We start from the raw sequence: 15,943 nt of genomic DNA, 5'->3' as shown, positions 1-15,943 counted from the left end.
TTTTTGTTTATGTTTTAATTAAATTTAAAATATAAACAAAAACTATGTTAGAGAATTTAATACAATAATTTTAATTGATTTCAGATTATAAGTATAACTAAAGTTAATTATAAAGAAAATAATATAGAAGGAGAGGATTTAAATTATGGCAAAGATATTAAAACAAGGATACACTTTTGATGACGTATTATTAGTTCCAAATAAATCTGAAGTTTTACCAAAGGATGTTAGCTTTAAAACAAACTTAACTAAAACTATAGCTCTTAATTTACCACTAATAAGTGCTGGAATGGATACAGTAACTGAAAGTAAGATGGCAATAGCTATGGCCCGTGAAGGTGGAATTGGAATTATCCATAAGAATATGTCTATAGAAGCTCAAGCAAGCGAAGTAGATACAGTTAAAAGACAAGAAAATGGAGTAATTGTAAATCCATTCTCCATAGGAAAAGATAATGTTATACAAGATGCATTAAACATAATGTCAAGATATAGAATATCTGGAGTGCCGGTAACTGAAAATGGAAAATTAGTTGGTATAATTACTAATAGAGATATAGTGTTTGAAACTGATTATAGTAAAAAAGTAAGTGAAGTGATGACTAGTGAGAATCTAGTTACTGCAAAAGAGGGAACAAGTATTGAAGAAGCTAAGACAATACTTGCAAAACATAAAATTGAGAAATTACCTTTAGTAGATAAAGATTTTAATCTTAAAGGATTAATTACTATAAAGGATATAGAAAAGGCTGTGAAATTCCCTAATGCTGCAAAGGATGCTTCAGGAAGATTACTTTGTGGAGCTGCAGTAGGAGTTACAAAGGATATGATGATAAGAGTTGATGCTTTAGTTAAAGCTCACGTAGATGTCATTACTATAGATACAGCACATGGACACTCTAAAGGTGTTATAGATGCAGTTAGAGAAGTTAAAGAAAAATATCCAGAGCTTCAAGTTATAGCAGGTAATATTGCAACAGCAGAAGGTACAAGAGCTTTAATAGAAGCTGGAGCAGATTGTGTTAAAGTTGGTATAGGACCTGGATCTATCTGTACTACAAGAGTAGTTGCAGGAGTTGGAGTTCCTCAACTTACAGCAGTTATGGACTGTGTTGAAGAAGCGGAAAAATCAGGAGTTCCAGTTATAGCTGATGGAGGAATAAAATATTCAGGAGATATCGTTAAGGCACTAGCTGCTGGAGCAAAAGTTTGTATGATGGGTTCAATGTTTGCTGGTTGCGCCGAAGCACCAGGTGAAATAGAAATATATCAAGGTAGAAGTTACAAGGTATATAGAGGAATGGGTTCTTTAGGAGCTATGGCAAACGGAAGTAAGGATAGATATTTCCAAGAAGATAACAAGAAATTAGTACCAGAAGGTGTTGAAGGAAGACTTCCATTTAAGGGTAGCGTAGTAGATACTATATACCAATTAATTGGTGGTATTCGCTCAGGAATGGGATATTTAGGATCAGCTACACTAAAAGATTTATATGAAACTGCAAACTTCGTAGTTCAAACTTCAGCTGGATTTAGAGAAAGTCATCCACATGATATAGTAATTACTAAGGAAGCTCCAAATTATAGTGTAAATCAATAATCTAAGAAGGAGAGCTTAATTTATGGATAGAGAATTAGTATTAGTTGTTGACTTTGGTGGTCAATATAATCAATTAATAGCAAGAAGAGTAAGAGAGCATGGAGTATATTGTGAGATAATTCCATATAGTACTTCTGTTGAAAAAATAAAAGAATTAGATCCTGTTGGAATAATATTTACTGGTGGCCCTAACAGTGTTTACGGGGAGGGTGCTCCAAGAGTAGATAAGGAATTATTTGATTTAAACATTCCTATCCTAGGAATCTGCTATGGTGCTCAGCTTATGTCCCATGTTTTAGGTGGAGTTGTTAAGACTGCTACTGTTAGAGAATATGGAAAAACTGATGTTAACTTAAACACAGATAATAAATTATTTAATGGAATAAAAGAAAAACAATGCTGGATGAGTCACACTGACTTTATAGAAAGCGCACCACAAGGCTTTGAAATCATAGGTCATACAGATGAGTGTCCTATAGCTGCAATGGCGAATGTAGAAAGAAAACTTTATGGGGTTCAATTCCACCCAGAAGTTCAACACACTTTATTTGGAACAGAAATGCTTAAAAACTTCTTATACAATGTATGTGAAGTTAAGGGAGATTGGTCTATGTCTGCCTTTGCAGAAGAAAAGATTGCACAAATTAAAGAATTAGTAGGAGATAGAAAAGTGCTTTGCGCTCTATCAGGTGGAGTTGATTCATCTGTTGCAGCAGTACTTGTTCATAAAGCAATAGGTAAAAACCTAACTTGCGTATTTGTAGATCATGGTCTACTTAGAAAAGATGAGGGAGATCAAGTTGAGAAAATCTTTAGAGAAGGCTTTGATATGAACCTTATCAGAGTAAATGCTCAAGAGAGATTCCTTGGAAAACTTAAAGGTGTTTCTGATCCAGAGAGAAAAAGAAAAATCATTGGAGAAGAATTCATCAGAGTTTTTGAAGAAGAGTCAAATAAACTTGGTAAAATGGATTTCTTAGTTCAAGGAACTATTTATGCTGACGTTGTAGAAAGTGGAACTAATTCATCAGCTACAATTAAGAGTCACCACAACGTAGGAGGACTTCCAGAGGACATAGAATTTGAACTAATAGAGCCATTAAGAGAGTTATTTAAAGATGAAGTAAGAGCTGTAGGAGAGGAAATTGGAATTCCACACCACTTAGTATGGAGACAGCCGTTCCCAGGACCAGGACTTGCAATAAGAGTACTTGGTGAAATTACAGAAGAGAAGCTACACATAGTAAGAGAAGCAGATGCTATATTTAGAGAAGAGGTTGCAATTGCTGGCCTTGAAAGTGAAATCTGGCAGTACTTCGCTTGCTTACCTAATATAAGATCAGTAGGAGTTATGGGAGACGAAAGAACCTATAGCCATACAGTAGCCTTAAGAGGAGTTACATCTTCTGATGGAATGACATCAGACTGGGCAAGAATCCCTTATGATGTACTAGATAAGGTATCTAGAAGAATTGTCAATGAAGTTAATGGAGTAAATAGAATTGTATATGATATAACTTCAAAACCACCTTCAACTATAGAGTGGGAGTAATATAAATATTCTAATATCTTTTCTTAAACCCTAATGTATTTATACATGTTATCATGTTTAAATAAATCACACCCAAAGAAAGTAGTTATAAGTTTCTATATAATATAGAAATTTCATAGCTGCTTTTTTTATTTATAAATAATATACAATGTAAGTATTAATTTATAACTTATAGTGTTAAAAAATAAAATAGTAGAATTATTTATTGAATTTACAGCAATATTTATAAGTTATAATGGCACAAATTTTCTTACACAATAATACCATAATATTGTAAAGGAGATGATTAAAAATGGCTTTAGAAATCCACGATCATAACAGAGATGACCAGTCTTTATATGATGAATGTAAAGAACATGTTTATTATCACGTTATTTTAACAATGAGAGACGGAAGCATAGTAGATGGAATAATTGAGAATGTAGATGGAGATCGCGTTACCATGTTAGTGGGTGAAGATGTAATGGAGCTAGATGATGAAAATCAATATCAGCAACGACAATATAACCCTTATGGACGTCCTAGAAGAAGACAAAGACGTTATAGACGCAGAAACTTCCCACTTTTAGATTTAGCTAAATTATTAATAGTACCATATCCACCTTATATTTCTCCATATCCATATTACACCCAATATCCAGGTCAGTATATTAATCCATATTATCCTTTTTAATAAGGAATACTTAAACATCAGTAGTTTTGATTTTTTATAATTAAATAAAGACAATATTCAAGAGTATTGATGGAATAAAATTATCCCCAAAGTAGTTATGAAGTTTCTATATGAATTAGAAATTTCATAGCTACTTTTTTATAAAAAATCATAATTGGCATTTGACAATAACTTAAAATGGCAGTAATATATAATTAGCAAATGCCAATAATGAAAATCACATAAAAGAATAATTAATAAAGAAATGAGGAATGGAAAATGAAAATAGCAGTTTCAGCAGAAGGAAAAACTATTGTAAATTTACTTGATATGAGATTTGGAAGATGTGAGTATTTTCAAATTCATGATACTGAAGGTGGAGAAATTAAAGTTTTAGAAAACCAAGGCAAAAATGCTAGTGGTGGAGCAGGTATTTCTGCATCTAATCAATTAATTGATGAAAACATAGATGTTATTATCACAGGAAATCTTGGACCTAATGCTTTTGAAATCATTGAAAAATCAGGAGTTAAGGCATATAAGTGTGATGGTATAGTTATAGCTGAGGCTATAGAAAAATATAAAAAAGGTGAACTTGAAGAAATAAAAATGTCTGGTCCTGCACATCACGGAGCTCACTAGATTGGAGATGAATAGGTAGTGAATATAGCAGTACTTAGTGGAAAAGGCGGTACAGGAAAAACTACAGTATCTACTAATCTTGCTCTTGCTCTAAAGGCAAATTATATAGATTGTGATGTGGAAGAGCCTAATGGTTTCTTATTCCTAAAGCCTACAGTAGATACAAAAGAAAAAGTAATGGTAGAATATCCAATCATAGATGATAACAAATGCACTAACTGTGGAGCTTGTGTAAAAGCTTGTCAATTTAATGCTCTAGCAAAGGTTAAAGATGATATTATGCTGTTCCAAAAGTTATGTCATGGTTGTGGAGCATGTGAAATTGCATGTAAATATGGTGCTATAGCCTATGGTGAAAGAGAAACGGGTAAGGTTGAAAAAGGATCAGTAAGAGATATAAACTGTAGCAGAGGTGTTTTAAATATAAGCGAGCCAATGGCAGTGCCTGTTATTAGAGAATTACTTAATGGATTATCTAAGGGAACTAATTTAATAGATTGCCCACCTGGAACTTCTTGTAATGTGGTAAATTCTTTGAAATATGCTGATGGGGCAATACTTGTTACAGAGCCTTCTGAATTTGGTCTTCATGACTTAAAGATGGCAGTGGAACTTGTGAGGATGTATGATATTCCCTTTGGCATAGTTATAAATAAGGATGATGGAAAAGATAATATTGTGAAAAAGTATTGCAAAGAAGAAAATATAGAATTAATAGGGACAATTCCCTATGATAAGGCTACAGCAGTACTTTATTCTAAGGGTGAAATACTTTACGATTATTTAGTTCATAAGAAGATATTTGATAAGCTTTCAGAGGGAGTAAAGGAGGTGCTATCTTGGAATTAGTAGTTTTAAGTGGAAAAGGTGGCACTGGAAAAACCACCATTGCAACAGCTTTAGCTGAACTTGAAAAAGATGTATTAAGAATAGACTGTGATGTAGATGCTCCCAATCTTTATCTCTTTTACAAGGGAAAAGATATTGAAAAAGATGAATTTGTAGGTGGAAAAAAAGCATCAATAGATGAAAGCATTTGTATTAAGTGTGGTAAATGTGAAGGTGTTTGTAAATTTAATGCCATAGAAAACTTTACTATAAATCCATTTCTTTGTGAAGGCTGTGGAGCATGTACATTAGTGTGTCCTGTAAATGCAATAAAACTAGAGGATGAAAAGACAGCAGATACCTTCATTACAGAGCTAGATAAAGGCATAATTTCAAGGGCAGAAATGGGTATAGGCAGTGATGGTTCAGGAAAATTAATAACTGAATTAAGAAAAAATGGTAAGAGATTTAATAAGGATGAAAAGTTAACTATAATTGATGGCTCACCAGGTATTGGATGTGCTGTTATAGCTTCAATAACAGGTTCAAATGCAGTTTTAGTTGTAACAGAGCCTACAAAATCAGGCCTTGAAGATTTAAAGAGAGTAGTACAGCTGTGTAAACACTTTGGAGTTTTTACTATGGTTTGCGTAAATAAATTTGATATAAATGAAGAGGTTACAAAGGAAATAGAAAACTTTATTTATGAAAATCAAATAGTTTTAGTAGGTAAAATTCCTTATGATGACATGGTTATGAAGTCTATAAATGAATTAAAACCTATAACTTTCTACAAGGATAGCATAGCTGAAAAAGCTATTGAAGCTATGTGGAGTAATATGACTAAGTATATATTAAATTAATATATTAAATTAAAATTATTTAGGTAAAATAAAAGGAGGAATTTTTAATGAAAATAGCAGTTGCAAGTGATGAGAAATATGTAAGTGGACATTTTGGACATTGTGAAGGATTCACAATATATGAAGTAGAAGAGGGTAAGTCTTTAGAAAAAAGTTTTACTCCAAATCCAGGACATAGACCAGGATTTCTTCCAGTATTTTTAAGAGATTTAAAGGTAAATGTTATTATTGCAGGTGGTATGGGAGAAACAGCACAAGACTTATTTAACGAAAATGGAATTGAAGTTGTAGTTGGTGCACAAGGACTTAGTGATGATGTAGTTCAAAAATTTGTAAATGGTGAATTAAAATCAACAGGTAGCGTTTGTACAGAACATCAACATGAAGGTCACTGTAACGAATAATTATTATAAAATGAAAATATTTAGTGGCAAACCCCTGCATATTCATTTTAAATGTTATAAATGTAATAGTATAATTGATATAGATAGTCAAAATTTAAATTTTGACTATCTTAAATTAAACAAAAGAATAGAAGAAGAAAGTAACGTAGAAATATATGATTCTGATATAATGTTTATAGGATTATGTAGTAAATGCAGGGAGGATTTAAAGTGCCAAGACCAACAAAATTTAGAAGAGTAGAGTTTTTCCCAGAAGATACTTATTTTGTTCCATGGGGAAAGCCTAAATGTGAAATTAAAGAAACAGTTTTAAAGGTAGAAGAACTTGAAGCTATGAGACTTAAAGATATTGAAGAATTAAATCAAGAACAATGTGCTGAAAGAATGCAAGTATCAAGACAAACCTTCCAAAATATTATTGATAGTGCAAGGAAAAAGATAGCTATTGCTTTAACAGAAGGAAATGCTATAAGAATAAGTGGTGGTAACTACAGAGCTACTTTTTGTAAATTTAAGTGCCTTCATTGTGGAGATGTGTATGATATAAATTATGAGCAAGACAAGGATAATTGTCCTACTTGTGGTTCAGAGGAAGTTGTTTGCAGCAAGAAAGCAGAGCTTTGTAAAAGATGGTGTAGAGGAAATAGTGTAGAGGATAAATAAGAGGTGGATTTCCACCTCTTATTTATTTATCTATTAAATTTATATTATTTTACAGATGAAAAAATATAAGTTTAAGAATTTAAAATCCATTCTCTAGGAATAATAAATTTAAAGTCATAGGAATGGAGAGTGCTGATGTGAAGAATTTTAAGGTGATTGTTTTAGTAATATTTATCACTTCTTTTATAGTTAACTCACCTATAGAGGTTTTAGCATTACAAAGTAATAAGAGAAAAGATGATGATAAGAGGATAATTGAAATATGTGATGAAGTGAGAACTACTCCTGTGGATGAGGAAGAATTATTAAAGCTAACAAGGGAAGGATTAGACAAAGAAGATGCCGAGTTTTATATAAGACTTGATGAAATAGTAGAAAGGTTAGAACAGTGTGATTTAGAAGTGATATTAGATAATTCCATAGAAGATATAACTGATAAAGACTTTAGAAACAATAAGGAATACTATAGAAATCAAATACTAAAAGGAGATAAGGTTGCTTTAAAGAAAGCCTTTAAATCTCTAAAAAATATCTTTAGTGAAGAAGAATATACAGAAAAGGTAATTAATACTTTTGCTAATAAATCTGCTTATGAAATAATTTATCCTGATGGTTCAAAGATTACCTATAACACAAAAAACTCTCAAAGAGAAAATTTAAATAGAGAAAAGAATATTAAAAAACCAGTTATGTCTAATAAGGGTTATGAAGAAATCCTCATGGAAGAGGGAGTTTCATATGCCTATGGAAAGGTGGAATCTAAAGAAGCAGAGTGGTGTTTTGAATCAGAATTATCCTATTCTAAGATACATCTATATACTGAGTTTTTACTAGGTACTGATAAAATATCAAAAATTAACTACGCTAGAGGTGGGCAATCTTCCTATGGAGTAGTTAATATTGCAAATAGTACTGGAGCCACTATCTCTAGAACCTATAGTGAAGGTAAAGAAATACCTGCGGAAGCAAGAAATGAAGTCATATTTACTGTGACAGGTTCCTTTGGAGCTTCCTTTTTAATCTTATCCATAGGAGCAAATCCAGGATATAACTGGACTCAATATATAATATTTAGACTTTATGAAGTAGAAAAAATAGATGATAAATATGGAGCTCACTACAAATGGTACGCAGCTGAATTTAAGTAATCCTCCAAATCTATGATTTGGTTAAGGATTACTTACTCATTCGAATGAATATGAGAAGGAGTGTCCCCTCGAGCAAAGCGAGAAAAAGAAATTTTATATTTGGTTAGTCGAAGTTAAGTGACCATTTAAATCTATGATTTAATTATGAGAACTTACTCATTTGAGCATAGCGAAAAGGAGTTTCATTTCAAAGATGAATATGAGAAGGAATGTCCTCTCGAGCAAAGGGAGAAAAAATTAAAGAGGAATGTTATATGAGTAAACTTAAGAAGAGATATAAAAACAAGAAGAAGTACAAAATCAAAAATGAAAAAACAATTAAGAAAAATAGAAGAATTTTTATGATTTCAGTTATAGGGTTATTCTTATTAATTACAGCTATTCTAATTAAGAATGATTTATTTAAAGAAACCATGGAGATAAAAAGTGGTAACTTCCCTATAAAAGATGAAGAACCCTTTGAAGTAAAGTTAACAGATAAGATAACATATCTTCTATCTAAGAACCTTAACATAGGTGAAGATAGAATATCTATTCTAAATGTATCAGATATCCAAAAGGGTAAATTAGTCATGTTTTTATATGAGGACAATGGTAAAAACTATGAGGGGTTATGCCAATTAAGTAAAGTAGAAAGTTCTTATAACATCTTAGCAACTTCTATAAAAGAGGTAGATAAATATGCCCCTTTTACAGTGAATGTAATGGGAATAAAGGTAAGTGCTACTGAGAATTACAAAGTTCTTGGAGGATTAATAAATGATGAAAATATAAAAAGTATAAATATTAACTTTACTAATAATACAATGACAAATATATTAATTGGAGAAGATAGATCATTCTTTTATGTAATAGAAGAAAATGAGATAGATATTTTAACTATAGAAGCATTAGATAATTCTCTTAAAATATTTTATAAGTGGTCCAGCAAAGAAAAAGGAATATAAGATAAAGATAAACTCGGTGAATATGTTAAAATTCATTGAGTTTATTTGTTTTAGCCATTATTATAAGTATATAGGGTAGTTTGAAATAATTTACATAATATTGTATACTGGCATAAGAGGGTGGAGGATATAATGGAGATGTTTTTACCTATAGTAATGTTTATTATAGGAATTATAGTAATAATAAAGGGCGGAGATATATTTGTAGACTCAGCTATGTGGATTGCTGAGATAACAGGAATACCAAAAATAATTATAGGAGCAACCATTGTAAGTTTAGCAACTACTCTTCCAGAGTTTTTTATAGCTTCAGTGGCAACTATTATGGGATCACCAGAGATTGCAGTAGGTAATGCTATAGGAGCAATAATTTGTAATACAGGGCTTGTTCTTGCTATTTCAATGATTGCAATGCCTGTGGAGGTAGAAAAGAAGAGGTTTATGCCAAGAGCTTTTATGATGGTAGTATCTATGGTTTTACTATTACTTTTTTCTACAGATGGAAATATTAATAGAATAGAAGGGGTAGTCCTTTTAGGGTTATTTGTGTACTATATAAGAAAAAATATAAAGGGTGCTAAAAAGTCCCTTGAAATTCCTGATGAGACTGCTATGACTATAGATGAAATTAGTGTTAGAAGAAGAGTAAAAAAGAGAGAATTTGCAAAACATATAGTTGTATTTATAATAGGAGCAATACTTATAGGATGTGGAGCTAGGTTATTAGTTGTAAATGCGCAGATTATTGCCAGGCATTATGGAGTAACAGAAGGAGTAATTAGTTTAACCATTATGGCCTTAGGAACATCGTTACCAGAATTAACTACTGTTTTAACTTCTATATATAAGAAGGAAAGTGGAGTAGCGGTTGGTAATGTTATTGGTGCAAACATACTAAATATAACAATGACTATAGCTGCTAGTAGTATTTTAGCTAGGGGTGGATTAGTACTAAACTCTAGAAATATTCATATATTTAACGCATCTTTTATAAGCTTTAATCAGACTATACTTTTAGATATTCCAGTGGCTTTAGTATTGATGCTACTTATAATCTTACCTATATCAACTAATGGAAGATACTCTAAGAGAAATGGAATAATGCTGCTTAGTGTTTATATAATATACATAAGTTTTTTGATTTTGATAATATAAGGCATCTTCGAAAAATAAATAAGTCAGAATGNNTCGTCTATTTTGTGTTATACTGCGTCAACAGAACCCTTAGATAGTGCTACTATCTGCAGAACCTGTTTCCTTGTCTAACTCAAAATATACTTTCCATCTTTGACTTGTTATTTATTTTCAGATACCTAATAAATCGTTTTATAGGAGGCAATTAGAAATGACTAGTTCTTTAAGTTTAAATATAAAAAACCTTCAAGAGGCAGTTAATGAATCACATATAGATAATTTAAAACCTATGATAACAGCAGCCCACAACACTCTGCATAACAGAAGTGGTGCTGGCAATGAATTTTTAGGGTGGCTTGACCTACCAAATAATTATGATAAAGCTGAGTTTGAAAGAGTAAAGGTAGCAGCTAAAAGAATACAGGAAAATTCTAAAGTTCTTATAGTAATAGGCATTGGGGGTTCATACCTTGGAGCTAGAGCTGTCATAGAGGCAATGACAGGCCCATTCTTTAATAGTATGGATGAGGATAAAAGAAAGGTTCCAGCAGTATACTTTGCAGGAAACAATATAAGTTCTACTTATTTGTCTCAACTTATACAGCTCATAGATGGGAAGGATTTTGCCATAAATGTTATTTCAAAATCAGGAACTACAACAGAGCCTGCCATAGCTTTTAGAATATTTAAAGAAATCCTTGAGAAAAAGTATGGCAAAGAAGAAGCTGAAAATAGAATTTATATAACAACGGATAAGGCAAAGGGAGCTCTTAAGAAATTAGCAGATACAGAAGGGTATGAAACCTTTATAATTCCTGATGATATCGGTGGAAGATTTTCCGTTTTAACACCAGTAGGATTACTTCCCATTGCAGTGGCAGGAATAAATATAGATGAGCTATTACAAGGTGCTAGAAATGGAAGAGAAAACTTTAGTAATGAAGATGTACATATAAATATTTGTTATAAATATGCAGCGGCTAGACATCTTTTATATGAAAGAGGAAAAACTACAGAAATTCTTGTAAACTATGAACCTTGTCTACAATACTTTGGAGAGTGGTTTAAGCAACTTTATGGAGAGAGTCAAGGTAAGGATGGAAAGGGGATATTCCCTGCATCCGTTAACTTTTCAACAGACCTTCACTCCATGGGTCAATATATTCAAGATGGAATGAGAAATATATTTGAAACTATAATAAATGTAGAAGAGCCACAAATAAATTTATCCATAAAAGAAGATGAAGAAAATGTGGATGGACTTAATTTCTTAGCAGGAAAGACTATAGATTTTGTAAATAAAAGAGCTATGGAGGGAACAGTCCTTGCCCATGTAGAAGGTGGAGTTCCTAATATAGTTATAAATATGAAAGCTGTAAATCCTAAGGCTCTAGGAGAACTAATATACTTCTTTGAAAAATCCTGTGCCATTGGAGGATATTTATTAGGAATAAATCCTTTTGATCAAGAAGGGGTAGAAGCCTATAAGAAAAACATGTTTGCTCTACTTGGTAAACCAGGTTATGAAAAGCTTCAAAGGTCTCTAATAGAGAGGTTAGGTATTTAATTATGACTATTATAGTTGATGGTGATGGATGTGCAGGAAGAGGTATTATAGAAGAAGTAGCTAAGACCTATAAGGTTCCTCTAAAAATCTATTGTGATATACATCATGTTATAAATTTAGAATATGGTGAAGTTATAATTATGGATAGTGGCTTTCAAGCAGTGGATATGAAGGTTGCCAACGAAGCTAAAAGAGGAGATATAGTAGTAACTCAAGATTATGGAGTAGCAGCTATGGTTCTTGGTAAAAAATCCTATGCCATAAGTCCAAGGGGATATATATTTTCAGAGAACAATATAGAAAAATTACTCTTTGAAAGACATATAAGTGCAAAGGTAAGACGTGGTGGAGGAAAGACAGGAAAGCATAAAAAAAGAAATGAAGACGATAATATAAGCCTTAGAGATAATTTAATAAAGCTTGTAGAAAGAAGTCTAAGAGAAGAATAGAAAAACATAAATTAAGAAAACACTTGTAGAAATATAATTTACAAGTGTTTTTTTACAAGGATTTTGTCTAATGAATTATCGCAAATAAAGACCTCCATAGGTTGTTACATAATATGTAAGTGTAGTATAATATAGCTATGCTTATGTAAGAATATTATAACAATTTAATCAATTAGGGATGTATATGTACATTCTAGGGGGAATATGTATGAATGAAATGATTATTGGTACAAGCCTATCAAGTCCGCAGGAGAAGGGGACTGAAATTAAGATATATATAGAAAATAAAATGTCAGATGATTTACTATATAAATTTATAATAAACTGTGATGGGGGTTGGGAAACCATTAGAGATTTCCATGAGGAGGATTTTACCTATTGGACTCCTAAGGAAGATGGCAAATACATGATAATGGTACAATCTAAAAAAAGAAATGGAAAAAAACCTATTGAATTTACATCTAGAATGGACTTTATCATAGGCTCTGTAGAAGAAAAACTAATAAAAGATATTATCATTAGTAATAATGAAATAAAGTTAGGGGAAAAGATAGAAATTGATGTTGTACCTAACAAATTACCTATCTTGTGTAAGTATTGGATAAAAGAAGATTGTAAATGGAATTTAATAAGAGATTATTCCATGGATACTAGTTTAAGTTTTACCCCAAATCGAGAAGGGGATATCGAGATTCTTATAGAGAGTAAAGAAGAAGGCTCAGTACATCAATTTGATGACTTTAAAAATGTAACTTTTAAGGTATTGCCTATGGATCAAATAAGAATTAACAATATACAGTGCTTAACAGAAGAGCTGATAGTAGGTAGTGAATTAACCTTTGAGATTGATGCACACTTTGATGAAAATAGGGTTGTATTATACAAATTTATGAAGATTGATGAATATGGAAATATGCATGTAATGCAAGACTTTTCAAGTAAGAGACTAGTTAGCTTCACAGAAATACTACCAGGTAAGTATAAGCTTTTATGTTTAGTGAAGGACATGTATTCCCATGAGAATTTTGATGATAGGGGGATAATACACTATACTGTAGATAAATATAAACCTATAAAAATTCTTAACTTCACTTCTGATTTAAGCTCACCACAGCTTGAAAAAACACCTATAGAGTTTAAGGCAATATGCTCTGGTGGAGATAAATTGCTCTATAAATTTGTAGTAGATGGGAATTATCATAGTAGTTCAAATTTTACTACTAACAACAGTTATAAATGGATTCCAGAAAAAAGTGGCTTATATAGAGTTGAAGTTCTTGTAAAGGATAGTACCTATAAGGACGATTATGAAGAGAAGGCAATTATGGACTTTGTTATAGATGAAGACTGCACACAAAATGTATATATAAAAGAAATTAAGCTAAATAAGGACAAGCAAGTTCTTATAAATGAACCAGTTAAGGTAAATGTAGAAGCCACTGGCTCAAGAAATTTATTATATGAATTTATTGTAAAAAAAGAAGGTAAGGAAGTCAAGTTCATAGAATATAACGAAGAAGATAATTTTAAGTTCACTCCTACTAGTGTAGGAAAATACGAAATAGAAGTTAAGGTAAAACATCTAAAATCTAAGAGAGACTACGATGTACATTCAGTGATATATATAGATTGTAAAGAATATATACCAGCTAAGATAGATTATATTCTTACAGAAAAGAAGTATATGTATCTTATAGGTGATGAAATAGTCTTGGAGGTAATAACAGAAAACACTAGCAATACTTTAACTAAATATAAGGTTGAAATCAATGGCAGAGAAGTTGAAACTACGGAATTTAGTAATGATAAGAAGTTTAAACTAATTCCAAAATGTGCAGGAGTATATACGGTAAAAATATATTGTAAAAATGTATTTAGTACTAAAGAGTATGATTGTAAAAAGGAATTGATTTTAGATGTATTACAAGGAGTTCCAGTAACTAACTGCAAAATAACCTTAGATAAAGAAGTAATAAAGTGCAATGAAGATGTTAACTTCTATGTGGAATGTGACGGTGGAAAAGATAATTTATATGAATTTTATTTAATGGAAAAGGGAGAATGGAAGCTAATACAAAAGTATAGTAAGAAAAATTATTATACCTTTATGCCTTTCTATAAAGGGTTTTATAAGATATTGGCATTATGTAAAAGCTGTTACTCTAAGAGTGCCTATGATGACTATTCCATTTATGAAGTTCAGTGTAAAGAATAAGGTATCTTAAAAAATAAATAAGTGAAAGATGCCTAATAGGGTATAAAGAAACAGAGGAGATGAAGTAATGAGTTACGATGTGGGTAGTGTTTATGGTGGAATAAATAACTATATAAACAGCATAGCTACAAATGGAAATACTAATAGTAGTATAGGTTCAGTAAACAATGGAATTACTCAAAATCAATATGTTAATGGACTAGGTATTCTCAACGATACCTTAAGTTCTGGTACTGGCAGTGATGCCCTTACTGGACTGATGAGCTTAGGTTTAATGTCAGGAAGCTTTGGTGGAGGTTCAAACAGCAACACTTCTTCAAGCACTGGTGGATTTAGTTTAATCATGGCATCTTTACTAAAGGCCATGGGTGAAAAAGAGAGACAAACTCAGCAGGGAATAGATCAAAATAATAGAGCTTATAATAGTACTTCTAATGGTATAAATGATATCAGCAATGTCATTGTAAGAGCTATAGGAGGAGTAACACCTTCCACAGTGGTAAGTGCTACAGGTACTGACTCTGAAAGAATTGAAAAAGCCATAGCAGATGCTTCAACTAAATATGGAGTAAATGCGAATTTAATAAGAGCTATAATTAAAACAGAATCAAACTTTAATCCTAATGCAGTATCTCCTGCAGGAGCTAAAGGATTAATGCAGTTAATGCCTTGCAACATAGAGCACTATGGAGTTAATGATCCTTTTAACATAGAGCAAAATATTGATGCAGGTACAAGACACATAAAGGATTATCTTAAAACCTATAATTATGACCTAAACATGGCCCTAGCAGCATATAACTTTGGACCAGGAAATATGGCATCTAGAGGAATAAATAATTCCAGTGATTTTTACAAACTACCATCAGAAACAAAAAATTATTTAGTGAAGATAAATAATTTAATATAATTAACTAAATCTTAAGCTAATGTTGAGCCTGTACTTATATTATTGACGCTCAGCCGTTTCGAAGCATTGATTTACTAGAGGATTTATTCAAGGTAAAATCTACAACACAACAACTCGTATGCACTCAAACAAGTTGTGTTGCTTAACGATTTTACCATTCATAAATCCTAAGTAAAGAAATGTTTTAGGAGGTTCTTCTAATAAATTAGAAGAACTAAGTTCGAATATCTAAATCAAAGATTTAGATTCTTACTTATTCAAATGGCATTCGCTAACAATAATATTAAAGTACAGGCTCAACATTTTATAAAGATAAGTGAATAATTATTAAATAGCCTTGTTATATAGTGTAATTAGTTTAAAATATTA

At 31.4% G+C, this 15,943-nt stretch carries 16 protein-coding genes; all 16 read left to right on the top strand.

All coding sequences use genetic code 11. The annotated features are described in order from the left end of the window. Positions 1–145 precede the first annotated feature (145 nt). The 16 genes from guaB (at position 146) to B2S02_RS08255 (ending at position 15,574) form a co-directional block, all read left to right on the top strand. Positions 146–1,600 (top strand): IMP dehydrogenase, encoded by a 1,455-nt coding sequence (guaB, locus tag B2S02_RS08330; RefSeq protein ID WP_346847201.1) that lies wholly within the window; start codon positions 146–148, stop codon positions 1,598–1,600. A gap of 22 nt (positions 1,601–1,622) precedes the next feature. Further along, positions 1,623–3,152, top strand: coding sequence for a glutamine-hydrolyzing GMP synthase (guaA, locus tag B2S02_RS08325; protein ID WP_346877705.1), 1,530 nt, complete (start codon positions 1,623–1,625; stop codon positions 3,150–3,152). A gap of 292 nt (positions 3,153–3,444) precedes the next feature. Further along, positions 3,445–3,825: a hypothetical protein gene (locus tag B2S02_RS08320; RefSeq protein WP_346920546.1), complete on the top strand. Its 381-nt coding sequence runs from the start codon at positions 3,445–3,447 to the stop codon at positions 3,823–3,825. A gap of 258 nt (positions 3,826–4,083) precedes the next feature. Continuing rightward, complete coding sequence (locus B2S02_RS08315) at positions 4,084–4,446, top strand: NifB/NifX family molybdenum-iron cluster-binding protein (protein ID WP_346847204.1); 363 nt, start codon at positions 4,084–4,086, stop codon at positions 4,444–4,446. Between the two features lie 18 nt (positions 4,447–4,464). After that, on the top strand, positions 4,465–5,295 hold the full coding sequence (locus tag B2S02_RS08310) for an ATP-binding protein (protein ID WP_346920545.1): 831 nt from the start codon (positions 4,465–4,467) through the stop codon (positions 5,293–5,295). Further along, positions 5,286–6,137, top strand: coding sequence for an ATP-binding protein (locus tag B2S02_RS08305; RefSeq protein ID WP_346866819.1), 852 nt, complete (start codon positions 5,286–5,288; stop codon positions 6,135–6,137). The genes B2S02_RS08310 and B2S02_RS08305 overlap by 10 nt, the downstream gene beginning before the upstream one ends. A gap of 47 nt (positions 6,138–6,184) precedes the next feature. Next, the gene (locus tag B2S02_RS08300) at positions 6,185–6,541 is read left to right on the top strand and encodes a NifB/NifX family molybdenum-iron cluster-binding protein (RefSeq protein ID WP_150845361.1); all 357 of its coding nucleotides are present in this window, start codon (positions 6,185–6,187) and stop codon (positions 6,539–6,541) included. 10 nt (positions 6,542–6,551) lie between these two features. Then, a complete protein-coding gene (locus B2S02_RS08295; RefSeq protein ID WP_346873566.1) occupies positions 6,552–6,782 on the top strand; it encodes a Fur family transcriptional regulator in 231 nt (76 codons plus the stop codon). Continuing rightward, on the top strand, positions 6,752–7,204 hold the full coding sequence (locus B2S02_RS08290; protein ID WP_150845363.1) for a DUF134 domain-containing protein: 453 nt from the start codon (positions 6,752–6,754) through the stop codon (positions 7,202–7,204). Before B2S02_RS08295 ends, B2S02_RS08290 begins: the two co-directional genes overlap by 31 nt. A 137-nt stretch (positions 7,205–7,341) precedes the next feature. Continuing rightward, on the top strand, positions 7,342–8,352 hold the full coding sequence (locus B2S02_RS08285; RefSeq protein ID WP_346877708.1) for a hypothetical protein: 1,011 nt from the start codon (positions 7,342–7,344) through the stop codon (positions 8,350–8,352). A gap of 254 nt (positions 8,353–8,606) precedes the next feature. Continuing rightward, positions 8,607–9,299 carry a hypothetical protein gene (locus B2S02_RS08280; protein WP_346920544.1) on the top strand — a complete coding sequence of 231 codons (693 nt, stop codon included), beginning with the start codon at positions 8,607–8,609 and terminating at the stop codon, positions 9,297–9,299. A 132-nt stretch (positions 9,300–9,431) separates the two neighbouring features. After that, entirely contained in the window at positions 9,432–10,454 is a 1,023-nt protein-coding gene (locus tag B2S02_RS08275; protein WP_346878438.1) for a calcium/sodium antiporter, read from the top strand. Between the two features lie 190 nt (positions 10,455–10,644). After that, on the top strand, positions 10,645–12,000 hold the full coding sequence (locus B2S02_RS08270) for a glucose-6-phosphate isomerase (RefSeq protein WP_346920543.1): 1,356 nt from the start codon (positions 10,645–10,647) through the stop codon (positions 11,998–12,000). A gap of 2 nt (positions 12,001–12,002) precedes the next feature. Further along, positions 12,003–12,449, top strand: a complete 447-nt coding sequence (locus tag B2S02_RS08265) for a YaiI/YqxD family protein (RefSeq protein ID WP_346920542.1) — start codon at positions 12,003–12,005, stop codon at positions 12,447–12,449. Between the two features lie 208 nt (positions 12,450–12,657). Then, on the top strand, positions 12,658–14,664 hold the full coding sequence (locus B2S02_RS08260) for a triple tyrosine motif-containing protein (protein ID WP_346920541.1): 2,007 nt from the start codon (positions 12,658–12,660) through the stop codon (positions 14,662–14,664). Positions 14,665–14,731: 67 nt separating this feature from the next. Beyond that, positions 14,732–15,574, top strand: coding sequence for a lytic transglycosylase domain-containing protein (locus B2S02_RS08255; RefSeq protein ID WP_346920540.1), 843 nt, complete (start codon positions 14,732–14,734; stop codon positions 15,572–15,574). Positions 15,575–15,943 lie beyond the last annotated feature (369 nt).

This window comes from Clostridium sp. UBA7339 (genome assembly GCF_002470865.1).
GTDB classification, from domain to species: Bacteria; Bacillota; Clostridia; order Clostridiales; family Clostridiaceae; genus Clostridium_J; species Clostridium_J sulfidigenes.
Note: the sequence above shows the minus strand (reverse complement) of the source record. Positions and strands in the feature narration are given on the sequence as shown.